21 protein-coding genes and 1 tRNA gene are annotated in these 24,026 nt (G+C 37.9%); 10 read left to right on the top strand and 12 right to left on the bottom strand.

Annotated elements, in window-relative coordinates:
- Positions 1 to 9: 9 nt before the first annotated feature.
- The 5 genes from H7R46_RS05325 to efp form a co-directional block, all read right to left on the bottom strand.
- Positions 10 to 1,071 (bottom strand): NucA/NucB deoxyribonuclease domain-containing protein, encoded by a 1,062-nt coding sequence (locus H7R46_RS05325; RefSeq protein ID WP_005068002.1) that lies wholly within the window; start codon positions 1,069 to 1,071, stop codon positions 10 to 12.
- Between the two features lie 470 nt (positions 1,072 to 1,541).
- Positions 1,542 to 1,618, bottom strand: a tRNA-Val gene (locus H7R46_RS05320).
- Between the two features lie 167 nt (positions 1,619 to 1,785).
- Positions 1,786 to 2,091 carry a YbdD/YjiX family protein gene (locus tag H7R46_RS05315; protein ID WP_000980869.1) on the bottom strand — a complete coding sequence of 102 codons (306 nt, stop codon included), beginning with the start codon at positions 2,089 to 2,091 and terminating at the stop codon, positions 1,786 to 1,788.
- Positions 2,091 to 4,187: a carbon starvation CstA family protein gene (locus tag H7R46_RS05310; RefSeq protein WP_005068001.1), complete on the bottom strand. Its 2,097-nt coding sequence runs from the start codon at positions 4,185 to 4,187 to the stop codon at positions 2,091 to 2,093. Before H7R46_RS05310 ends, H7R46_RS05315 begins: the two co-directional genes overlap by 1 nt.
- Before the next feature lie 164 nt (positions 4,188 to 4,351).
- Entirely contained in the window at positions 4,352 to 4,921 is a 570-nt protein-coding gene (efp, locus tag H7R46_RS05305) for an elongation factor P (protein WP_002118666.1), read from the bottom strand.
- 73 nt (positions 4,922 to 4,994) lie between these two features.
- Here efp and epmB point away from each other — a divergent pair, with 73 nt between their 5' ends.
- From epmB to H7R46_RS05290, 3 genes are read left to right on the top strand one after another with little or no spacing between them, the layout of a single operon-like run.
- Positions 4,995 to 6,011, top strand: coding sequence for an EF-P beta-lysylation protein EpmB (epmB, locus tag H7R46_RS05300; protein ID WP_005067999.1), 1,017 nt, complete (start codon positions 4,995 to 4,997; stop codon positions 6,009 to 6,011).
- A gap of 15 nt (positions 6,012 to 6,026) precedes the next feature.
- On the top strand, positions 6,027 to 7,772 hold the full coding sequence (locus H7R46_RS05295; RefSeq protein WP_005067998.1) for a hypothetical protein: 1,746 nt from the start codon (positions 6,027 to 6,029) through the stop codon (positions 7,770 to 7,772).
- Positions 7,769 to 9,880, top strand: coding sequence for an EAL domain-containing protein (locus H7R46_RS05290; protein WP_005067996.1), 2,112 nt, complete (start codon positions 7,769 to 7,771; stop codon positions 9,878 to 9,880). Before H7R46_RS05295 ends, H7R46_RS05290 begins: the two co-directional genes overlap by 4 nt.
- 62 nt (positions 9,881 to 9,942) lie before the next feature.
- Here H7R46_RS05290 and rpmE read toward each other — a convergent pair whose 3' ends face one another.
- The 4 genes from rpmE to H7R46_RS05270 all read right to left on the bottom strand — a co-directional run bounded on the left by rpmE (position 9,943) and on the right by H7R46_RS05270 (position 14,068).
- Positions 9,943 to 10,167: a 50S ribosomal protein L31 gene (gene rpmE / locus H7R46_RS05285; protein ID WP_001200845.1), complete on the bottom strand. Its 225-nt coding sequence runs from the start codon at positions 10,165 to 10,167 to the stop codon at positions 9,943 to 9,945.
- Between the two features lie 197 nt (positions 10,168 to 10,364).
- Complete coding sequence (locus tag H7R46_RS05280) at positions 10,365 to 11,336, bottom strand: bile acid:sodium symporter family protein (protein WP_014207306.1); 972 nt, start codon at positions 11,334 to 11,336, stop codon at positions 10,365 to 10,367.
- Positions 11,337 to 11,469: 133 nt separating this feature from the next.
- Positions 11,470 to 11,871, bottom strand: coding sequence for a lactoylglutathione lyase (gloA, locus tag H7R46_RS05275; protein ID WP_005067992.1), 402 nt, complete (start codon positions 11,869 to 11,871; stop codon positions 11,470 to 11,472).
- A gap of 22 nt (positions 11,872 to 11,893) precedes the next feature.
- The gene (locus H7R46_RS05270) at positions 11,894 to 14,068 is read right to left on the bottom strand and encodes an AmpG family muropeptide MFS transporter (RefSeq protein WP_005067990.1); all 2,175 of its coding nucleotides are present in this window, start codon (positions 14,066 to 14,068) and stop codon (positions 11,894 to 11,896) included.
- 165 nt (positions 14,069 to 14,233) lie between these two features.
- Here H7R46_RS05270 and H7R46_RS05265 point away from each other — a divergent pair, with 165 nt between their 5' ends.
- The gene (locus H7R46_RS05265) at positions 14,234 to 16,852 is read left to right on the top strand and encodes a Lon protease family protein (protein ID WP_005067989.1); all 2,619 of its coding nucleotides are present in this window, start codon (positions 14,234 to 14,236) and stop codon (positions 16,850 to 16,852) included.
- A gap of 52 nt (positions 16,853 to 16,904) precedes the next feature.
- Here H7R46_RS05265 and H7R46_RS05260 read toward each other — a convergent pair whose 3' ends face one another.
- The 3 genes from H7R46_RS05260 to surE form a co-directional block, all read right to left on the bottom strand.
- Complete coding sequence (locus H7R46_RS05260) at positions 16,905 to 17,834, bottom strand: LysR family transcriptional regulator (RefSeq protein WP_005067988.1); 930 nt, start codon at positions 17,832 to 17,834, stop codon at positions 16,905 to 16,907.
- Between the two features lie 102 nt (positions 17,835 to 17,936).
- Complete coding sequence (locus H7R46_RS05255; protein ID WP_005067987.1) at positions 17,937 to 18,764, bottom strand: peptidoglycan DD-metalloendopeptidase family protein; 828 nt, start codon at positions 18,762 to 18,764, stop codon at positions 17,937 to 17,939.
- 111 nt (positions 18,765 to 18,875) lie between these two features.
- Positions 18,876 to 19,646, bottom strand: a complete 771-nt coding sequence (surE, locus tag H7R46_RS05250) for a 5'/3'-nucleotidase SurE (protein WP_005067986.1) — start codon at positions 19,644 to 19,646, stop codon at positions 18,876 to 18,878.
- Between the two features lie 101 nt (positions 19,647 to 19,747).
- Between surE and H7R46_RS05245 the strand changes: the two genes are divergently transcribed.
- From H7R46_RS05245 to H7R46_RS05220, 6 genes are all read left to right on the top strand, one after another.
- Positions 19,748 to 20,119: an MCR_0457 family protein gene (locus H7R46_RS05245; protein WP_005067984.1), complete on the top strand. Its 372-nt coding sequence runs from the start codon at positions 19,748 to 19,750 to the stop codon at positions 20,117 to 20,119.
- Between the two features lie 154 nt (positions 20,120 to 20,273).
- Positions 20,274 to 20,696: an MCR_0457 family protein gene (locus H7R46_RS05240; RefSeq protein ID WP_002118406.1), complete on the top strand. Its 423-nt coding sequence runs from the start codon at positions 20,274 to 20,276 to the stop codon at positions 20,694 to 20,696.
- 126 nt (positions 20,697 to 20,822) lie between these two features.
- Positions 20,823 to 21,971: a D-alanyl-D-alanine carboxypeptidase PBP5/6 gene (gene dacC, locus H7R46_RS05235; RefSeq protein WP_002118558.1), complete on the top strand. Its 1,149-nt coding sequence runs from the start codon at positions 20,823 to 20,825 to the stop codon at positions 21,969 to 21,971.
- 90 nt (positions 21,972 to 22,061) lie between these two features.
- Positions 22,062 to 22,604 carry a gamma carbonic anhydrase family protein gene (locus H7R46_RS05230; protein WP_005067983.1) on the top strand — a complete coding sequence of 181 codons (543 nt, stop codon included), beginning with the start codon at positions 22,062 to 22,064 and terminating at the stop codon, positions 22,602 to 22,604.
- A 71-nt stretch (positions 22,605 to 22,675) separates the two neighbouring features.
- A complete protein-coding gene (locus tag H7R46_RS05225; protein WP_005067982.1) occupies positions 22,676 to 23,434 on the top strand; it encodes a DUF4262 domain-containing protein in 759 nt (252 codons plus the stop codon).
- A gap of 99 nt (positions 23,435 to 23,533) precedes the next feature.
- A complete protein-coding gene (locus H7R46_RS05220) occupies positions 23,534 to 24,022 on the top strand; it encodes an NUDIX hydrolase (RefSeq protein ID WP_005067975.1) in 489 nt (162 codons plus the stop codon).
- Positions 24,023 to 24,026: the final 4 nt, after the last annotated feature.

The following is a 24,026-nucleotide window of genomic DNA, read 5'->3' as shown; positions in this document are numbered from 1 at the left end:
TTTTAATTATTAATCAACATTAATAAAGAACTTATCACCATCTAAAACGCGTTCGGTATTAAAGAAAGACCCTAAGCGGCTACCTGCTCTACGGTTATCAGATGCATCAATTTTTTTCACTGAGGCACCTGTGCCGCCTTGATGAGTAGCTGCAAACGGGAACTCATCACAATCGCAATCAGTTGCAACTTCATCAGAATCACCTGTAAAGAAACATTTTGAACCGACCGTTGGTCCATATTTGACTTTGCACATTTTTACAGATTCGGCACGATTATCTTTACGAGTTTGAGCATCTCGTAACCGAGTTAAGGCAGATGCACTTGAACTAGGAAAAACTGAATTGGTTGAACCTGCAATAAATTTACCTGGCTGTCCAGCCGCAAATGCTTCTTTAATATGCTTTGCAGACTCATCTACATCTGGATCAGTAATTTTAATTGTAGTAAGAACAGGAGGTACATCTGGATATACACATCCTTTCGTATTTGCCTTAGCTTTACCTATGTCACAGCGAACACCTGGACTATAAATCCCTGGTTCATAACTTGCCGCATCATTAAATGAAGCGTTCGCTTTGACAACTTGAAAAGATACACTTGGAGATAAAAATAAGGGATTTGAAGAAGCCAATTCAGTGCTAGATGGGGTGAAAGTAGTGGTAGATTCTAAAGATAAACCATTTACTAAATTAATTGGATTGCCGTAGACAGTCTTTGTTGTACAGTTATAACAGTACAACTCAGGTCGTACTTTTAGAGAATCACCAGTTTGCCCTATAATTTTTGTGCGCAGTTTATACTTGAATGTCCAAGTTAATGCATTTTTTGGATTATCAGAATAAACATATGCAACTACTTTCGCAGTACCTACATTTAATCCTTTTGCATCAGTCAATGGAATTTCAAATGGTTCTGACTCTAAACAATGCGCCCCTCTATTTATATAGCTATCTAGATCTTTACCAACTTTTTTACAAATTGGCGATACATCCAAAGCACTAGCAGCATAACTAGTTGTTACCATGAATATTGAAGCTAAAGCTATTATATATTTAGTTATATTTAACATGAAGTTTCCAATTTTATAAATTTAAAAAATCATTCTAATAAGCCATTTTGGCTTACCAAAATGAGGGCGCATAATAACATAATTAAAAAATAAGTAAATTTATTGATTATAATTGATAGCTTACATTTACCAATTGGTATTTTTTAAATTATGACCAATAAAAAATTTAAAATACTATTCACGTAATTACTGGTCAAAAATTTTACTAAAACATTTTATTTCAACTATTTTATTAAGCTTTATTTCAATGTATTCAAATAAGAAATTATATTCAAAAGCTTAGATATCATTATTTTTAACTCCCTTAGCTTGGTCTTACAAAAAGAAGGATTTACTTTTTAATTATTATTTTTTTAGAAGCAATCTCGGTTAAGAAATTTATTAAACCAATAAAAAAAAGCCCTAAACCATTATAGTTTAGGGCTTTTTAAGTCATATAAAGCTATTCGAGTTTATATGACTTTAAATCTTGGTAGGTATATCCAGACTCGAACTGGAGACCTCTACGATGTCAACGTAGCGCTCTAACCAACTGAGCTATACACCTAGAATGGAAAGCATAATATTCATTTTTCAAAAGCAAAACAAGTGATTTACCATCGAAAAAAATACAAATGAGCAGACTTTAAGCAAACTCTTTTTCCTTTTCCAAAAAAGAAAAACGGTACATGGTTTAACCACATACCGTTTCTTTAGTTGACTATTAATCTCAACTTAACAAGGGCATTTCTTTAAATTCCCACCTGCCGATGGATATCTCGAATCAACACAATGACGGTAGAAAGTCGTCGCATCCATTGGGGTTAAATCAGGATGATGCGCTTTCATGTGCTCCAGATAAGTTTGATAGTCTGGAACCCCAACCATCAGTCGAAAGCTTTGCTGCAAACGCTGCCATAAGGTTGCAATACGCGACCAGTTCTTTGGAGAAAGTAATAGCTCTTTTTGCGAGAGCACTGTCATTTTGATGATTTTCGCAATAATAACAGTTCCATTTTTTGCAAATTTAAAATTCATCATTACTCTCCTCGTGGGGTGACCACTTTCGGATCAGCATATACAGCTGGTGCTTCATGAGCAGTTGGTGTCGGGCTTGCTAATGCACGGCGCACAATACCAATTGCAGCAATTACCATCACAATCGCAACGATCATGAAGAAGCCACAAAGCGCAGCGTTGATTTGGTTTGACATCACAATCGTCTGCATTTCTTCAAGTGTTTTTGCTGGTTTAAGAATTTCACCACGCGCAATCGCATCTGAAAATCTATTCGCTTGTGCTAAGAAACCAATCTTTGGATTTTCGTGGAAAATCTTTTGCCAGCCCGCAGTCATACAGGTAATGAACAAGAAAATTGTTGGGAAAATCGTTACCCATACATATTTTTCTTTTTTCATTTTAAACAGAATAACTGTACCCAAAATGAGTGCCATTGAAGCCAACATCTGGTTACCCACACCAAATAAAGGCCAGAGTGAATTGACACCACCTAACGGATCAATCACACCTTGATAGACGAAGAAGCCCCATCCACCTACAGCAACAGCAGTACCTAGCAAATTACCAAAGAATGAGCTTGAAGATTTAACCGCAGGAATAACAATACCCACAGTGTCTTGTACCATGAAACGACAAGCACGAGTACCCGCATCGACAGCAGTTAAAATGAATAATGCTTCGAATAAAATCGCAAAGTGGTACCAGAACGCCATCATTTGGCGGCTATTGAAAATTTCAGAAATGATATGTGCCATACCAATCGCAAAGGTAGGCGCACCACCTGTACGTGAAAGAATCGAGCTTTCACCTACTTCTTGAGCCAATACGGTTAGCATTTCAGGCGTAACGACAAAGCCTAAATTACGCACGGCTTCTGCCGCAGATTCTACAGTTGTACCGAGTACAGCCGCAGGCGCATTAATTGCAAAGTACACACCTGGGTCTAAGACAGTTGCACAGATCATCGCCATAATACCGACGAAAGATTCCATGAGCATGCCGCCGTAGCCAATCACACGAATGTCAGCTTCGTTATCAACGAGTTTTGGTGTTGTACCACTTGATACAAGCGCATGGAAACCAGAAATGGCACCACAGGCAATAGTAATAAATAGGAATGGAAATAAGCTACCTGAGAATACAGGGCCAGTACCGTCAATAAAATGAGTCACTGCTGGCATTTTTAGTTCAGGTAATGCAATCACAATACCAACGGCCAAGCCAAGAATGACGCCAATTTTAAGGAAGGTTGATAGATAATCACGTGGTGCTAACAATAACCAGACTGGTAAAACTGATGCGATAAATCCATAAATGATTAAGCACCATGTAAGCTGTGTTCCTGTTAAAGTGAAAAATTCACCCCAGTAAGGATCTGCTGCAACCTGTCCACCATAAACAATGGCAAGCATCATTAAAACGAAGCCGATAATAGAAACTTCGGCAATACGTCCCGGGCGAATAAAACGCATGTAAACGCCCATAAACAATGCAATTGGAATCGTCGCTGCAATACTGAAAACACCCCATGGACTATGGGCAAGTGCTTTCACCACAACTAATGCCAGTACCGCAAGGATAATAATCATTACCCCAAGCGCACCAAGCATGACCACAATACCGGCAAAAGAACCGAGTTCTTGTTTTGCCATTTCACCAAGTGAGCGACCGTCTCGACGTGTTGAAATAAATAAAACTAAAAAGTCTTGTACCGCACCCGCCAGAACCACACCGACCAATAACCAGATCGTTCCTGGTAAAAAGCCCATTTGTGCAGCCAAAATTGGTCCGACTAATGGCCCCGCTCCTGCAATTGCAGCAAAGTGGTGACCGAAAAGCACGTATTTATTGGTGGGAACATAATCCAGACCATCGGCCAAGCGATGTGCTGGGGTTAAACGTCTTGGGTTTAATTCAAATACTTTAGTTGCAATAAATAGACTATAAAATCGATATGCGATGCTATATACACATGCTGCAGCAAGTACAAGCCAAACCGCATTGACATGTTCACCACGACTGAGTGCCAGCATCCCAAAAGAAATTGCACCTATTATTGCCACTAGGCTCCAGACCAGCTTGGAGGGAAGCGTAGATTTCGCTTGCATTGTGTCCATTCTTAACCTCTCAATAAATAACTACAGCATTTTTATATTGTTATGTACTGTTTCTCTTAATCCCTGTGACTCTACTCCTCCTTTTTCTTTTTTCCTCTTATACTTTCGCATAAAAAAAGGGATGATTTACATCATCCCTTCGATAATAGTGTATTTTTTAACTATTATGCACGCTCTAAATAATCGCCAGTACGAGTATCTACACGAACGCTTTCTTCTTGCTGAACAAATAACGGAACACGAACAACCGCACCTGTTTCAAGCTTAGCTGGTTTACCGCCACCGCCAGATGTATCACCACGTACACCCGGATCAGTTTCAACAATTTTCAATACAACGAAGTTCGGTGGGCTTACTGTTAAAGGTACGCCGTTGAACAACATAATTGTACATTTTTCATTTGAATCGTCTTTTAACCATTTAGCAGCATCGCCCATAGCAATTTTGTCTGCCGCGATTTGCTCAAAAGATACAGGATCCATGAAGTTCCACATTTCACCATCGTTGTATAGGTATTCCATTTCAACTTCAACGATGTCAGCTGCTTCTAAAGAGTCACCTGATTTGAAAGTTTTTTCTAATACTTTACCGGTTTTAAGGTTACGTAATTTTACACGGTTGAACGCTTGACCTTTACCTGGTTTTACATATTCGTTTTCCATGATTGAACATGGGTTACCATCAAGCATAACCTTAAGGCCTGCTTTGAAATCATTTGTAGAATAATAGGCCATGAAAGGCACACTCCAAACTTAACAAGTCAACTATGCGATATAATGCGTTGTTGCATTATCTTAATCGTGTCAAATGATAAACTATTTATACCAAGAGCAAAACTGGCAATCTCAACTGAGTGACCTTATTACTGATCCTTCGGAATTGCTAAGCCTACTCGAGTTATCCTCAGAACAGCTATTATCGGGTGCGATTCTGGCTTCTGAAAAGTTTAAATTGCGTGTTCCTCGTGCGTTCGTCGGAAAAATGAACGCTAAAAACCCGCTTGACCCGCTTTTGCTACAAGTATTACCCCATCATTTAGAACTCGAAGAACATCCTGAGTTTGTTACTGACCCATTAGGCGAAGAAGCAGCAAATCAATTACCAGGTGTATTGCATAAATATAAATCGCGTTTTTTATTAACCTTGACGGGTGCTTGCGCCGTTCATTGCCGTTATTGCTTCCGTCGACATTTCCCCTATCAAGAAAATTTGCCAAAAAATGAAGATTGGCTAAATATTAAAAACTATATTGAAGCAAACCCGAACATTAACGAGATCATTTTAAGTGGTGGTGACCCGCTTACGCTTTCTAACCGTAAATTAGCACTTTGGTTAGAACGCCTATCATCTCTCAAACAAATCCAGATTCTGAGAATTCACTCACGGGTCCCAATTGTTATTCCTAACCGGATCGACGAACAGCTGATTTCTTTATTAAAAAACAGTAGGCTGCGTATAGTTCTGGTGGTACACTCAAACCATGCTTCTGAACTCGATGACTTTACTTGTTCAAAATTGTTGCAGTTATCTGACCATCACATTACTGTACTAAATCAGGCAGTATTGCTGAAAGGTGTCAATGACTCTGCACAGACGTTAATTGATTTAAGTTATCGTTTATTTGAAGCTCGCGTTATGCCTTATTACTTACATGTTTTAGATAAAGTAAAAGGTGCACAACATTTTGATTTAGAATCATCCAAGATAGATGATATCTATCGTGACGTGTTAGCGAACCTACCGGGGTATTTGGTTCCTAAACTCGTCAGGGAAATTGCGGGCGAAAAGAATAAAACACCGCTTTTTGGGGCTACAACTTTTTGAGTTATATAATAAGTGATGATGAATAATGCGCTGTCGGACATTTTTCACAATCAAACCGAACTCTCTCGTGAACGGTTAAGCTTTTGTGAAGCCAATATTAAAGATCTTAATGAATGGGTCACTACCCTTTCTATTATGCAACTCGGTGATACGTCAAAAGCATTATTCACAGCTATTTTAGAGCTCAATGAATTAAAATGTAGTGAAACCTTACGTTTCGACCTCATACAAACGCTTCATCCGACCATTAACAATGTACTCGCCAGCCTAGAGAAAAACTTCTTTAACCAAGGCGTGATTAGTACAGATCGTAATGAGCACATTATTGAATTAGCGATGTTGCTCCGCTGCTATTTCGCCAGTATTTATTTAAATATTGCGCAAAATAGTCATGAGCAACTACAGCATCAAAAGTTTTCACTCTTTGCCTATAAGCAAAAAAAGAATCTGCAAACGGCGCGTACTTTATCGACGTTTCATGCGCTACAACAATTAACGAGTCTGCTTTATCAGCAGCATATGCTTTATAGCGAGCCTCTTAAAGGTCAATGGTTAATAGCGCATCAGCTGTATGAAACCGCAGTTCAATACAAATACCATCTCATCAATATTAACCATATTCAGGGCATACAACACCCTTTAGCGAATATTACACAAGCTTATGCTCAGTTGATTTTGCTGGATATTTTAAATACGAACCAGATTCGTCAGTCAGAAATTCAGGCATTGTTTCAATGTAGTTTTGACTGGGCAAGAATGATTCATATTTTGCCGAAAGATACTGCTTTAACGAAATATGTGGTCGATCCAAATAAGGACCATCCGCCTGTTTATAATACAAAGCGTAGCTCTAACTTTAACCCTAGCATCTTCATCGGTACGCAAGCTTTACTTGAGCATGTCACTGCAACCATGCATAAAAATGCTCAATATATTTCTAAGAATGAAAAGTTTTATTTAAGCCCAGCTTTAAAATTTCATGTTCAAACGATTTTAGGAACCACGGCTCAACGTCGTCATGAACGTTATGAGTACAATGCAGAGCTTCAAATTTGTTTTGGTTTAAGCACAGCTCATTTCTATTTATCAAAAGCAAAAAACTTTGAAGAAACGCTACAGCTTAACCATAACTATAACTTACAAAGCGAATCTAAAGTTTTATCCAACTTAGAGAAAAAAGAACAACAAACAAGCTCTTATCAACGCTTGAGTCGTGAAAGCAAAACCATTTATCAAACCACCGTTCTCGATATTAGTGTCAATGGATATCGTATTAAATGGTCTGGCGAAGCACCGAAAAACTTAAGAACTGGTGAATACATTTTAGTTAAAGAAACTTTGCATGGGCAATGGCGCGGCGGTGTAATTCGCTGGATTAAGCAATCGACCGAAAAATCCCTAGAGTTAGGTTTAGAGATTTTGTCGCAAGCCATGTTCCCTTGTTCAGTGCATATTCAAGCTGAGCGCCATACTCGCAATTATCATCCCGCACTACTACTACAAACACAAAATCTAGAAGAAATACAAAATACGCTTATTTTACCGGGCTCTCAAATTTTTAGAGAGCAACAAACAATTCATTTACGATTGGGGACAGAAGAAATCAAAGTGTATCTACTCAAAGCACAGCTCATTACGCAAAGTTTTATTCAATTTCATTTCGAGCTTTTGAATGAGCAGCAACAAGGTCTGCTTGATCAGTTCATGATGAAAAAGGGTAATAACTCTAGCACTCAAGATTTATGGGAAGCACTAAAGTGAGAAACTCTTTATTATCTAAAAAGTTAAAACGTACTGAAACACGTTTACTCATTATTGATGACAACCAGCTACGTTATAACCAGATTTTAAATTTATTATTGGGGAATGATTATCAAGTTCAGGCATTATTACTTGATGATTTAAAAAGTTTTGAAAAACAGTTAAATACGCCGTGGGATGCTATTATTTTTGGTCGTGCTTATGACCTAAAAATTGAACAAACTCTCTCCCTCATTCAAGCATCTGAACAGCCAAATTTACCTGTTTTATTATTACAGCCCGACGATTATCAGCCTCAGCAATATCAGGCTTATATTCAAAAAGGTATTTATGATGTAGTTCCATTAGAACCATTAGATTATTTTTATATCACTCTTATTCGGACCTTGTCGTATAGCCACTTATTGCAGACTGAACAACGCCTGACAAATGAGTTAGAAACAATTCACTCCCATACACAAACATTGGTCAACAATAGCCATAAAGCTGTTGCCCTTTTTCAAGAAGGGATGCATGTTAAGGCAAATACAGAATACCTCAACCTTTTTGGATTTAAGCAAGAAGACGAGATTATTGGCCTGCCAATCTTAGATGTTTTACAACCTGATGATTTAAATGTTTTTAAACAAAGATTTAAGAAAATTTCATTAGGCCAATTCGATCAGGCACGTTTTGAAATTCAGAGTCAACATGCAGCAATCGCAGGTAACAATGCTCTAAAACTAGAGTTTATTCCTAGTCAGGAAGAAGATGCAGTACAGCTAACCATTGACTATCAACTGGATTTTAAAACATCTGCAAATACACTTTTTTCAGAAAAGAGTTATGGTGTACAAACGCCTTGGCAACAAATTAATCGACAACTATCGACCTACCCTGCTCAAGCCAACGCATTAATTTTATTTAAAGTAAATCAGTGCCCAGAGCGAGTATTTCAACAAGAATGGCAAACTCCTGCACAATATTTTAATCAGCTGCACAGTTTCTTAAAAGAACACGCGCAAATGCCGATTTTTAATATTGAACTTGGTGCATATGTTGGCATTTTACAAGCTGAAAACAGCACAGTCCTTAACTCCCAACTGACTAGTCTGCAAAGTTTGCAAAAAGAGCATTTATTAAAGATTAATGAGCTTAATTACTCGATCCAATTTAAGCTTAGCTATGCCCCAATTACTGAACCTTTAAATGAAGATAGCTTTACAAGCTTACTGGCCCAAACAAGTCAACAAGAGTTACCTAAGGCGCAGGCAGAAATTGAGTTGGCACCAACTATCGACATTATCGCTCCTGAGCCTGTCAAATCCTCTATATCGCTTGATCTAAGTCTTGAGCAAGTCGATGCTCCTTTGCAATCTTCATTATTGCAGCAATTAAAGCAGCAGCTAGCTCGAAGTGAAATTCATTTAAAATATCAACAGATCTACGATAAACACGATCAAGAAACCCATAACTATGAGGTGACTAGCGGTTTTATTAGCGATGAACAATGGTATGACATAAATGACTTGGCTGAATTAAGAGAAGACAGTGACCTTTCTATTCAATTAGATCGCTGGATTTTGGTTGAGGCATGTAAGCAACTACATAACTTTATTACTCAGTACCCGAAAGCTAAACTGATTATTAACCTGAATATTGATATCTTACTCAAAGATAAATCCTTCCCCGAGCTAATTTCAAAACTACTCACCATTATTGGTAGTAAGCTTGAAAGCCCACTGGTTTTACAATTTTCAGAACAAGCAATTCAGCCTCATCTTGCAATTGCTCAGCAACACATAGCTCGCCTGCGTCAACACGGCGCAGAAATTTCGATTCGGGATTTCAGCTCTTCTATGTATAGCGAATCAATATTGCAGCAACTAGACGTTCAATATTTAAAACTGCAATCGAAGAAAACTGAGCTATTAAACTCAGATGATGGTTTAGCACGCTTACAAGAAAAGGTTTTGAACTATTTAACTGTAAAACCTGTAGGGATTTTACTGAGTGATCTAGATGATATGAACTTATTTGCTAACGCATGGAATGTGGAAACGCGTTTCTTGCAAGGTCGCTATTTCCAGAAAAAACTTGATCGATTAACAGACGTACAAGACCAATAATGGTCTTGTGCTGAAAAACAAAAAACGGGCATAAAGCCCGTTTTTTGTTTCGTGTTGCAGTATTAACGCTTGATAGAGCGAGACATACCAGCAAAACGTTGTTTGAATTTGTCGATACGACCACCAGTGTCTACATTCTTTTGCTTACCAGTGTAGAATGGGTGGCAAGCTGAACATACGTCAAGGTAGATAGTTTCTTTACCTAAAGCAGAACGAGTTTCGATTACGTTACCGCAAGAACAAGTTGCAACTAATTTTTCATATTTTGGGTGAATATCGGCGCGCATCGTCGATTACTCCTAATTGGAAGAAAGGCTTAAGCTGTCATCGCAATTGATCACTCTCAACTTAAGTTGAGGACAGGCTCAAAATGAGCAGATCAACACCACAACAGACCATTCTTTTGGCCCACCGAAACCTCTAGGGTTAGAGCTAAGCACAACAAGTGGGCAACATTATACGTCAAATAATTTTCTTTTGCGAATTAATCTTGGGATTTAGCCAAGTAATTTGCGATCACCCCACACACCATTAACTGTATTTGGTGAAAAATCATAATAGGTAACACGATCATGCCTAAAGGTTGGCCAATAAATAAGATTTGCGCCATCGGAACACCACTTGCCAAGGTCTTTTTGGAGCCACAAAAGAAAACTGTAATTTGATCTGCTCGGTTAAAACCTAAAGCACGCGGTAGGTAAAGTGCTAACAGCATAATGATCGTTAAAAGTACTGAACACGCAATTGTTAGAATGAGTAAAGTTTTCCAACTTACTTGATGCCAGAGCCCTGCCACTACTGCTCCACTAAATGCGCCATACACCACCATCAAAATCGAGCCTTGATCAAATGCTTTAACAATACTCGGAACTTTTGCCATATAAGGGAAAATATAAGGACGTAATAATTGACCTAAAATAAATGGCACTAACAGTAATAATGTAATTTGTATAATTGAAGTCGTCGGGTCAAATCCATGTTGGCTTTGGCCTAAAATAAAGAAGCTCACCAAGACTGGTGTAATAAACATACCAATCAAGTTTGAAAAAGATGCACTGCACACCGCTCCCGCCACGTTCCCTTTTGCAACCGACGTAAATGCAATAGAAGATTGAACTGTAGAGGGTAAAAAGCACATAAATAAAAAACCCCAGTACAGCTGTTGACCTAACAGAGGTAATAAAATTGGCTTAGCCAACAGACCAATCACAGGGAAAATAAAGAAAGTAAATGCGAAGACCAGTAAATGCATTTTCCAATGCAAAATACCTTCAATTACAGCCTCACGTGATAGTTTCGCGCCATGCAAAAAGAATAAGATTGCAATCGCGACTGTGGTCAGTGTATTGAAATATTGAGCTGCTTGACCACTGACTGGAAAAAATGTTGCTAGTAGTACCATTCCAACTAACAAAACTGTAAATCGATCAAGAGCCAATAACTTCAGCATAGCCATATCCTATGATTATTCTAGATAAATAAAAAACCCAGTTGATAAATTGACCATTTGGTCAAGCGTTCATCATACTGGGCTAAAAAAATAAAGCTAGGCTTTTAAGAACTAATTCTTAAAGCATCACAGTCAATTTTTAGTTATTTGTCGCATTAGCATCTTGTTGAATCAATTCGACTTTATAGCCGTCTGGATCTTCAACAAATGCGATAACAGTAACACCACCTTTCATTGGCCCCGCTTCACGCACAACTTTGCCACCACGTGCTTTAATTTCTTCACACGCTTTATAGGCATCGTCAACACCAATGGCAATGTGACCATAGGCATTGCCTAAATCATAACTTGATGTATCCCAGTTATGGGTAAGCTCAAGCACGGTATTGGTTTCTTCATCACCATAGCCAACAAATGCTAGTGTAAAGCGCCCTTCTTCATAATCACGCTTACGAAGTAACTTCATCCCTAATACTTCAGTATAGAACTTTAAAGATTGTTCTAAATTGCCTACTCGCAACATTGTATGAAGCATTCGCATATATTTATCTCCTAGGAAACTTTCATTTTGATGATTGATTAGCCAACAACTTACCCACCCAAATCACGAGTAATAAAATTGGTAATCCCATCAAAAATGTAGCCGTAAAAAAGCCTGAATAACCGATATGATTCACTATTGTACCTGAGTAACCACCAATCGTTTTTGGTAACAACAGCATTAGCGAGCTAAAAATAGCATATTGCATAGCAGTAAATGACACACTTGTTAAACTAGAAAGAAATGCAATAAAAACTGCCCCAGCTAATCCAGAGGCTAAGTTATCAAATATGATGCCCATTACTAACCAAACTTTGCTATAAGGAACAACTACTTTTCCTTTCAATTCGATATCCATATTTTTATCAATCGGAATCGCTGGAATATCGGATAAACTCATACGATAACGAGGTTGATTCTCTTCTAGCTGTTTTTGATAAGAATGGTTTAAAGTTAAAGTATGTATTTGCTTATTGGCTTCATAATTTGCTTCTACTTGTATTGAATTAAGTTTAGCAAGATCATTTCCAGGAATAATAACATTCCAATCACTACCTTTAATCTTACCTTCTATTTTATTTTGTGAATTCAATAAAATACTAACGGACTTTAGCTCACCATTTTTAGGTAGATTCAATAAACTACCATGAAGAATTACATCTTTTTTCAGCTCATCTTTATATAAAAGATTATCTCCACCAATTGCTTGAACATAAATATCTGGTTGGGATTCTGAGTTAAATACTTTTAATGGAAGGTTTATCTTTAAAGGTTCAGCATATCCTACAGGCTGAGAATTAATTGAGACTTCATTCTGAGCTGACGTCAAAGTATTACTCGGAAATTTTAGTGACCAATTTCCCACTTCATCAGGGCTTGTAATATAAGTGTGATCCCCTATATGAACTTGAACATTTTGCATAGTAGCGCCAGATTTAACTAATCCAACAAAAATCAAGTTGGTAGTGCTTGCTAAAATTGCTCCTAACAACATCATTTTCATTACATTATAGCGTTGCGCTAACATTCCTCCGAGAAAACCACCCAATATGACAAAGAAGATTGCAAAAAACTTATTAAACCAAGCAATTTCCTCTTTATCAAAATTTAAGTCTAAATAGAATAAATTAGCCATTACACCAGCAACGACATCTGAAATACGATAAAAACCTATTAGCAATAAAATTGCTAAAGCAACTTTTAATCCATATCGCTTAAAAAAATCTAGTAAAGGTGACAACCATGTTTCTACAACAATTTTCTTATTAATTAGACCAAACTTAATTAACCCAAAAATTACAATAACCGCAATTGATATACTAATTAAAAATTTAATGACTAAAAGTAGAAAGTTTAAAAAAGCATCTTCGATAGAAAGCGAATCAAAAATTAAACCAATTTGGTAAAAGCTAATCCCAAAAACGATGGTTGAAATAACAAAAACCGAGAATAACTGAAAATAGTCTTTAGCTTGATAGTGATGTTGAATACGTTTAACTTCAGGCTCATGAATAAATAATGTTGTAATTATTCCTATACCCATGAGGCCTGCCATTAATAAATATGTAGTTCGCCAAGCTTCATATATATAATTACCAACAGCTGTACCCAGTGAAGCCGCAAATAATAACGCACCTAATTGTGTAATGATTGTAGCAGTACGATATCCAGCATTATACGTTGAAGCTAAAACAGTTTGCACATTAGGATCTTCAGTTAATTCAATACGATAAGCATCAACAATAATATCTTGAGTAGCTGAAGAGAAGCCAAGGAAAATAGCAGCAGCTGCCATAATGGTCAGATTTGAAAATGAGCCAAAATCAGAAGTATTCGGTAAGGGATTTGTAAATGCCATTAAGCAAATTGCACAGATAACCAAAATTTGTGCAACTAATAGCCAACTACGTCTTAACCCCATTTTTCTTGTTAAATAAGGAAGTGGTAATTTATCTATCAAAGGTGCCCAAATAAACTTGAACGAATAAGCCAAAGCTGCCCAAGAGAACATGGTGATAGTACTTCTGTTAATTCCAGCTTCAGTCAACCAAAATGATAAGGTTGAAAAAATTAGAAATATGGGAATTCCTGATGAAAAGCCTAAAAACAACATAATAATTGCTCGGCGATCCAAGAAGGCCATAAAGGAACTTTTCCACCCTTTTGATTCAGCACTCATTCGTTTTTTATTTTCCATAAATTATAAATGTGCCTATTCAAACCCTTCTTACAATTCCTTTCAAGATTCTTTATGCAATCAATTTTGTTTTGGCGATAAAAACGGCAAGTTTGCTTGATATTTTATGCTAAACCTGTATACCTTTAAGCTTCAACCTTCGTTTTCTTTTGCTGGATATCAACAGTGACACAAAAACTTGATCAAGTGACCATCTCAACTTTATCACTCGCTAAAACAAACACCACAAACGTCACAATAAATGCATTTCCTTCAGCTTTTGAGCAACCTGATATAAAAATGACTTTGGATAAAACAGCCTTAAAACCCGAACAACTAACACATATTCCAGATTTTGAAAAAATTCCAGCTTCTACAAAACGTATAAAACCGCTTAATAACTTTTTAGGGCAAGATCGTGCCAAAGCATCGGTAGAAGCAGGGATTTCTTTACCCTACTCTGGCTATAACATTTTTGCGGTAGGAACAGCAGGCTTGGGTAAACGCACCATGATTAAGCGTTTACTCCAACAACATGCGAAAACAATGCCTACTCCAGATGACTGGGTATATGTCTATAATTTTAAGCAGGCACGCCAACCACTTGCTCTACGCTTCCCTGCTGGACAAGGGACAAAGTTTCAACATGCCCTTCATCAAACTTGGCAAATTATTTTAAAACAGCTTGAACGCCGTTTTAGTGCCGAGACCTATCATAACCGTATTGAGCGTATCCGTGAGGAAACTGGAGATGAGCAGCAACAAGCGCTTGTCGAGTTAACCAAAGAAGGCGAAGAGCTCGACTTAAAACTCATCTCTCGCAATGAAAAGCATGGCTTTGTACCTGTGCAAGTAAAAGATGATCAGGTGCAAGAACTGACTCAAACAGAAATTGATGCTTTAAATACTAAGCAACGTGCTGAAATTGCAGCGAATGTTCGCTACATGGATAAAAAGCTCGAGCGTCTTGGTTTGCATTTAGGTGATTTAGAAGATGACGCACGTGACAAAGTCTCTGTGTTGAATCGAGACATCGCGACCCAAGTGGTTAAGCCACGCATGGATTTGATTTTAAATAAATACGGTCAAGTCAAAGGCCTTGAAGATTATTTAAAACAATATGCTCAAGATGTAATTGATAATGTTGAACTCATTTTAGAGCAAGAAGAAGATGACTTTGCTCCGGCAATGTTTAATCGTGTGCCAGCACGTTATCAGGCCAATGTAATTGTCTCAAACAAACCAAACAGTGGTGCACCGGTTATTTTTGAAGATTTCCCAACGCACTACAACTTGCTTGGTCATGTTGAACAACTTACTCACAACGGTACAATTACCACAGATTTCACGCTCATTCGTCCAGGTGCCCTACATCAAGCGAATGGTGGCTTTTTAATGCTTGAGGCAGAGCAATTACTCGAACAGCCTTATGCATGGCAAGGCTTAAAGCGCGCCTTAAAATCAGGCCAACTCAAGCTTTCTTCTCTTGAACATATGCTGACGTTAACAGGCTCTATCTCGATTGAACCTGCTGCTGTTCCGCTTGATATTAAAGTGGTTCTTATGGCAGAACCTGAAATTTATTATGAAATTTTAGAAGTAGAACCAGAGCTTGGTAGTGTCTTTAAAATTCGTGCAGATTTTACCGATACATTACAACGTAATGACGAAAATGAACAAGCCTACATGCAGCTAATTGCTGATTATGTACAAGCGGATAAATTACTTCCGTTTGACCGCAGTGCTTTAGCAGCTTTACTTACCGACTCAAGTCGTCAGGCAGAAGACCAAAGCTCACTGTCATTACATGCTTCAACTTTGGGCGACCTCATTCGAGAAGCACATCACCATGCTTTTAAAGCCAATGAAAAGCTTGTAACTGACCAGCACATTAACTTGGCACTACAACACAGACAGTATCGCTTAGGCTATTTAAGAGAACTTTACTGGCAAGATCTGTCACGTGGAACTCAGTTAATCGAAACTTCTGGTCATCGTTTAGGTCAAATTAATGCCCTCTCTGTTATTCACTATGCAGATGTTGAGTTTGGTTTACCTTCACGTTTGACTGCATCAGTCTATCAAGGTGGCGGCGATATTCTTGATATTGAACGTAGTGTAGAGCTTGGTGGTTCACTACATGCCAAAGGCGTATTACTTATGTCGAGCTTCTTAAAAGCTCACTTTGGTCGTGAACAGATTTTACATTTCTCTGCTGCGCTTGCATTTGAACAAAGTTATGGGCAAGTAGATGGCGACAGTGCAACAGTTGCCGAGCTTTCTGCATTAATTTCTGCAATTAGCCAAATACCAATTGATCAATCATGGGCAATTACAGGTTCTATGAACCAGTTAGGCCAAGTTCAACCAATTGGTGGTGTAAATGCAAAAATTGAAGGCTTCTATGATGCTTGTAAATTACAAGGTTTAACTGGCAAACAAGGTGTCATTATTCCTCGTCAAAACATGCAGCATTTGATGTTACGCCAAGATGTAATTGATGCAGTACAAAGTGGTCAATTCCATATCCATGCGATTGATACCATTGATCAAGCGCTTGAGATTTTAATGGCCCGCCCTGTCGGTACACTCGACAAAAAAGGTAAGTACAGTAAACACTCTATTTATGCTGCTGTAATGGAGCAACTCGAATATTGGCAAGCCATTGAAGATGGCGCAGAAATTGAAGAGGAGCCAAAGAAGAAAAAGAAAAATAAGAAAAAAATTAAGAAGCATGAAGAGCTTACGGCGGAAGATCTGCCGCAAGAAAGTGTAGAAGAAGTTGCAACCTTAAAACAGAAATAATAAAAAAAGGGCCTGTCAAATACAGGCCCTTTTTACTTTTAGAGTGGCAAAATTAGCGAACGATTTGGATCGCTCGTCCTCCTGCTAACTGACTAAAATATTGTTTAAGTGCTTCAACACAGCGCTGAATTTTCATTGGTTGTTGATCATGTTTGGCAACTTCTGCATACAAAGTAAATGTTGGTAATTTCCAATCTGGCATGAGTTCAATCAAAGAACCATTTTTTAACTCTTTTTGAGCATCTAAATATAGAATTCGTGCAATACCATGCCCTTGCTGACATAACGCCTTTGCAACTTGTAAATTATTGCTCTGCAAACGGCTCTGCATTTCAACATTAAGTGTTTCACCTGTTTTTACATGGTGAAAATGGAAATGATGTGCGTCATTCATGACATTGATCGACAATAACTCATGATCTCTTAAATCATTAGGATGCACAATTGGACTAGACTGATTTAGATAACTTGGAGAAGCTACTAAAATTTGATCTACAAAAGCCATTGGAATGACAGAGCTACTCTCTTCTACTGGAGTAGAGCTCATACGTACTGCAATATCTATTCGCTCTTCAATCAAATCGATATAACGATGTCCAACCTCAAAATGCACAGATAAACCGCGATGAGCTGACATCCAGTGAGATAATGCAGGAATAATGTGCTGAACTGCTAAATCAGGAGTTGTTGCTATACGCAAATCCCCAATTAAGTCATCCCTCAACTCATTAATTCTGATTTTTCCCCTTTCAGCCGCCGCCAACATCTCTTGACAGCTTGAAAAAAAAGCCTGTCCGGCTTCTGTCAAACTAAGTTTACGAGTGGAGCGATGTAATAGAATTACATCCATTTCATACTCGAGGGAGCGAATCTGCTGGCTCACTGCACTTGTTGTAATTCCTAATTCACGTGCCGCACCACTGAATGAACTTTTTTCAACCACACAAGCAAAAACACCCATCGCACGAAGCTGATCTAACATAGGTTTCCTCAAATCTAATTCTAAATTTATAAAAAAATGCTTATTGTTGTAATGAAAGCAACCAATTATATTATACGAGGAAACCTAAGTTTTATGCATTAGCTATTTTGGTAAAAGATTTACAGGATTAATTGGTTTGCCATCCAAACGGATCTGGAACTCAAGCATAACCTGAGATGCTCCTGTAGAGCCCATTTCGGCAATTTTTTGTCCAGCAGTTACATTGTCACCGCTTTTCACCAACATCTTGCTATTGTGGGCATAGGCACTGATATAACCGTCAATATGCTTAATTAAAACCAAATTGCCGTATTCTTTTAAGCCATCTGCCGCGTAAACAACTTGACCATCTGCTGCAGCATAAATAGGGTCACCCTGATTTCCACCATAACGGATTCCTTTGACATTATTTGCCAAATTAAACCCTTGAATCACTGGCCCATTATTCGGTTTTATCCAGCGTAAACTAGAATTTGGTGCAACCGAAGTCACTGTCGTATTCGTTGACGGCGCGGTCGTTGTAGGCTGAGTTACTGGCGTAACAGGTTGTGTGGTTGGTAGAGCAATTGTTTGACGTTTGATTTGCTCAGGTTGTGCCATGACTTGCGTAGATACTGTTCTTGGTGAAGAACCTTTCTTCAAACGCAAAGACTGATTAACATAAATACGATATGGCGGAGCAATATCATTCATTTCGGCAATACTAATATAGTCGAGGCCATAACGCATTGCGATACCACTTAAAGTATCACCTGAACGAACTGTGTAATAGTTAGGGGCCATTGCATAGCGAGAACTATTATTAATTTGTGGTTTAGAAGCACATCCAGCCATAACCGCAGTAAAGCCTACTGCTACAGACAACATCATAATTTTCATTATTTTGTCTTTTTGGATATGCACTCTGCTTTGTTGCCCAATTAAATGCATTGATCTCCCTCACTAAATGCTACAAATCATTTCGGCTAAGAGTACCAAAAAAGTAAGAGGAAACACGTTCCTCTTTTTCTTTATTCACAAAGTTATAACATTCGAAGCAGATTATTGACTCAAACTGAGCTGTAAATCTTCTAAAACGGCGTAATTTGTTGCATCCATTTGAATCGGTGTAACGCTTACATAGCCATTTGCAACCGCAAAGAAATCAGATTGAATCTGGCTTGAAACACGCTGCGGATCTGTAACCGCCTCACCTGCTAATCCAATCCAGTAAACCTGACGGCCTCGTGGATCGACATGACTGGTAATAGGCTTAGATTGAGCACGGCGACCTTGATATGTAATCTGCGCCCCTTTTAACTGCGGTACATCAGGAATGTTGATATTAAAGATATGTCGCGGAGGCAAAGCTGGTAATCCGCTTGCAATAAAATCATGTACCCATTTAGCAGCCTGAGCATAATCTTCTTTATTGTTATAGGCACGCACATCAGGACCCGCTAAAGACACAGCGATTGCAGGTTGTTTCATTAAACGACCTTCAAATGCGGCCCCTACCGTTCCCGAATATAAAACATCATCACCTAAGTTCGCGCCACTATTGATTCCGCTCACGACCAAGTCAAACTCAAAATCAAACAATCCATTCATGGATAAATAAACACAATCTGCTGGTGTACCATTCACTGCCCAAACATCTTCGGCAATTTGAATGGGGCGTAATGGTCGATCCAATGTTAATGCACTTGAGAAACCACTTCTTTCACTTTCTGGTGCAACCACAACCACGCGTCCAAGTGGTCTTAATGCTTCAGCTAAAGCCTGTATACCTGGCGCAAAAACACCGTCATCATTCGCAATTAAAATATTCACTAAAATCTTTCTCTACAAATAAACCTAAAGGTTTTCACAATTGAATTATTTGTTGAATTATATATATTTATGCCTCCATAGCATTATAAAATTGTGAAAAAATGAAAACTTTCGCTCCTTTTTTTCAGGTATTGGGGATCAGTATCACATTGTGTACGCAAGCGGTTCTTGCAGATGAGGATATCTCAACACAAGAGGCTGATAGCTTAATTAAAGATGACATTGCCGCAACGCAAGTTTTGCAGGAAATCTGCCCAGCTTTTGTCGGAACAAATAAAAAACTTGAGTCAAACGCTCAAAAGATTATTGCGATGTATTTAAGTGGTTATTCAAATAAATCAATGACCTTAGCGACTCTACAAAATGATGCTGAATTTAAAACTTTATTAAATGAAGCACGTCTTGCGGCAAAACAAATGGACCATCATGAACAACATGAGCTCTGTGAAGAGATCGTTAATTATAAAGAATAGATCTTACTCTTTTGTGATCTAGAAACTTATTCATTTTGGGTTTTCTGTTTGCCATTAAGCAGAAAACCAACATAACAATACATTTTTTCCATTTTTTTAAATTCTAAATTGGTTAAGCTAACGGCATATTTAGAAATTTTATTTTGGGTTATCGATGTTTATGAAGAAAAGCTTAGTTCAATCGCTCTCTTTGGTTTTACTTATGAGCATGGCAACAGCTGGTTTTGCTGCTGATAAGAAGAAAACAACTGAAAAGAAAACCGAAAATGAAAATGTTGTTGAAGTCACTCCGCAACAAGGCACAACTCCTGAAGAATTAGCTGCAATTCAAGTGCTTTCTGAAATTTGTCCAAGTTTGATTGGTAAAAAAGACGCTGATTTTGCTCAAGGCTATGAACGTTTAGTTAAAGACTACCTACCAAATGAAACCGATGCTGTTTCTGCATTAGAAAAACGTAGTAAAGACAAAGCTTTCAAGAAATACTTAAAAGAAGCACGTAGCGATGCGAAAGCTGCTGGTGATGAACAAAACACATTAGTTTGCCAAGACGTGAAAGCATATCAATCGCAAAACTAAATTAGTAAAAAACTCTTGAGTTACAATACTGTTTGAAAAAGCCGACTTCTCCCGTAGAAGTCGGCTTTGCTTTATCCTAAAATGCTAGGCTCTTCTGCTTCATACAAGATATTGGAATTACCTAGAATGACTCGAAAAAGCGCTATTGCTGCACTACTCCTCTTACCAAGTTTTTCTTATGCAGCAACTGTCTTATCAGCTCCGCCAGAATTAAATAATAAGTCTTATGTATTAATGGATTATGAGACAGGCCAAATTCTCGCTTCTAAAAATGAAAACGAAAAGCTTGCACCTGCGTCTATGACAAAAATGATGACCAGTTACATCATTGAACAAAAATTATTAAAAGGTGAACTGACTGAAAATGAGCAGGTTCGTATGAACGAGTCTGCATGGTGTAAAGGAAGTAGCTCTGAATCATGTATGTATGTTCCTTTAAACGGTACAGCGACAGTTCTAGAAATGCTCCGCGGTATTATTATCCAGTCAGGTAATGATGCATCAAAAGCAATGGCTGAACATATTGCTGGAAATGAAGGCACGTTTGCTCATATGATGAATCAGGAAGCAAAACGTATCGGCATGGTAAACACCCAGTTTATTAACTCGACTGGTATGCCAGCTGAAGGCCACTATTCAACTGCAAAAGATATGGCTGTGTTAGCACAACATATTATTAAAGACAGCTCAAAATACTACCCAATTTACTCTGAAAAAGAATTTACTTTTAATGGTATTAAACAAGGTAACCGTAATGCCTTGCTTTACACCGACCCAAGTGTAGATGGTTTAAAAACAGGTCATACAGATGAAGCTGGTTACTGCTTAACTACTTCAAGTAAACGCGGTCCAATGCGTTTAATTTCAGTGATTTTTGGTACTCCAAGCATGTCTGAACGTGCCGATCAAACGCGTACATTGCTGGCTTGGGGCTTTGCAAACTTTGAAACTGCAAATGTTCAACCAGCCAATCAGGTTCTTGCAAAAGCAAAAGTTTGGTTTGGCAAAGAAGATGAAGTTCAAGTTGGTTTAGCTGAAAACTTTAGTGTGACTATGCCTAAAGGTAAAGCTGATGGCATTAAAACTCAGTTAGTCGTTCAACCTAACTTAAATGCACCACTTCAAAAAGGTCAAGTTGTCGGTAAACTTGTTGCTAGCCTAGACGGCAAAGTAATTGCTGAAAAGCCGTTAGTTGCATTAAAGCCAGTTGAAGAAGCAGGTTTCTTTGCTCGTTTAATCGATCATATCAAACAATTCTTCAGCAACTTATTCTAATTTTTGAATAGTTGAATTAAGCACTCATGCTATTTAGCCTGAGTGCTTTTTTATTTTATAATTCGACTAAATTTTATTTTGATACTTCTTATGGCAAAGAACATTCGTCCTTATCTTGAACACCACCCTCAAGTAGATACAACCTGTTATATCGATGAAATGGCTGTTGTGGTTGGTGACGTTAGCTTAGCTGAAAATGTTTCTGTCTGGCCTTTTGCAGTCATCCGTGGTGACGTAAATAGTATTCAAATTGGCAAAAACAGTAACGTACAAGACCATTGTATGTTGCATGTAAGCCATAAAAATGATGCCAAACCGAATGGCTCACCTCTGATTATTGGTGAAGATGTAACGGTTGGACACCATGTGACTTTGCATGGCTGTACCATTGGCAACCGTGTTTTAGTCGGAATCAACACCGTTATTCTAGATGACGTAATTATTGAAGATGATGTGATGATTGGTGCAGGAAGTTTAGTTCCACCACGCAAAGTCTTAAAAAGCGGTTATCTCTATGTAGGAAGCCCTGTACAACAAGTGCGGCCATTGACTGAAAAAGAACTGGCGTTTCTTCCTTATTCAGCAAGACATTATGTAAAAGTGCAAAATAATCATAAAAATAGTGAAGTCTAACTTTGCTATTTTTAGTTTAATTGATACGTATATTGCACTTACAAAAATAAGAAACCTTTGAGAAATAAATAATGAGCTTAGATAATACCCATAATTGCCCTACTGAACATGAGCTAATAAACCAAATCAAAATCAATATTGAAAAATATGGATTACAAGTTATGGGAATTAGTGCAACGAACTATTTACCTTCTTTCAGTTACAGTGTGGGTTTATATGAGAGTTATCAGCATCCTGAAATTATTTGTTTTGGATTACCTACGGATCTAGCTCATCTCATTATTAATGATGTAGCAAACCTAATTAAAAATGGCGAAAAAATTATCTCCTATCAAGATTATGATGATCAGTTTTTTAAAGAAAGTCGTGCTCAGTTTTTACCTGTAGACTTCAGGAATATTGATGATTATTTTGGTGGGGCGTTAAATTATTACCAACATAATAAATTCTCGGCTTTACAATTAGTCTGGACTGATCGCAATGACAAGTTTCCTTGGGAAGATGGCTATCAAGAAGAGTTTATTTATGATCAGCCTTTACTAGATCGAAATGCTGATTTTAAATTTAGAGAGGCCAAAAATTTAGGGGTTTTCACCACTCGACAGTGTCTGGAGTTCAATCAACCTATTTTAAGAGTTGTACATGATCATGATGGAGATTGGCAATTTTTGACAGGTAATCAAGAACCTGAAGATATTCGTCTTGTCGCCTTAGAACAAATGATATTAATAGATTCGAGCTTAAATGAAGTTTTTGATCTTGACTACGGCCAAACTGCTGAGAGAGACTCCATTAATAATTCATGGCAAATAACAAATCTTGATGAGTAAAAAGATTTATAAAATAATACTCTAATCTATAAAAATCTTATCGTAGCCAAAAACTCCTAAATTTCGTATTATACGTCTTTTAAATCATGGTGCTTTTTTATGGCCGCATGGACTCCTCATGTCACTGTTGCTACAGTCGTAGAAAAAGACGGACGCTATCTGTTTGTAGAAGAGCATAGCGAAGGTTTTGTACACACAGTATTTAACCAACCTGCTGGTCATGTGGAATGTGGAGAGTCATTAACAGAAGCTGCCATTCGAGAAACACTTGAAGAAACAGGTCATCATGTTGAAATTGATGCCTTGCTTGGTATTTATACTTATACCCCGCCAATGTTTCCAGATCGCACTTATTACCGTTTCTGTTTTCTCGCACATGTAACTCAGATTGAAAGTGATCCTCAACTCGACACAGGTATTATCGCTGCTGTGTGGATGACACCAGATGAACTCAAAGAATCTGCCCGTGCCCGTAGTCCTCTTGTGCTAAAAGCAGTTGAAGATGCTATGAAAGGCCACCATTATCCTTTATCGCTTATTTATGAGCACCCCTTCTCTCCCTCATTAACTTCTCACTTGGATGCTTAGTCCT

Origin of the sequence: Acinetobacter sp. BEC1-S18-ESBL-01 (assembly GCF_014169935.1) — a bacterium.
GTDB lineage: Bacteria > Pseudomonadota > Gammaproteobacteria > Pseudomonadales > Moraxellaceae > Acinetobacter > Acinetobacter pittii.
Note: the sequence above shows the minus strand (reverse complement) of the source record. Positions and strands in the feature narration are given on the sequence as shown.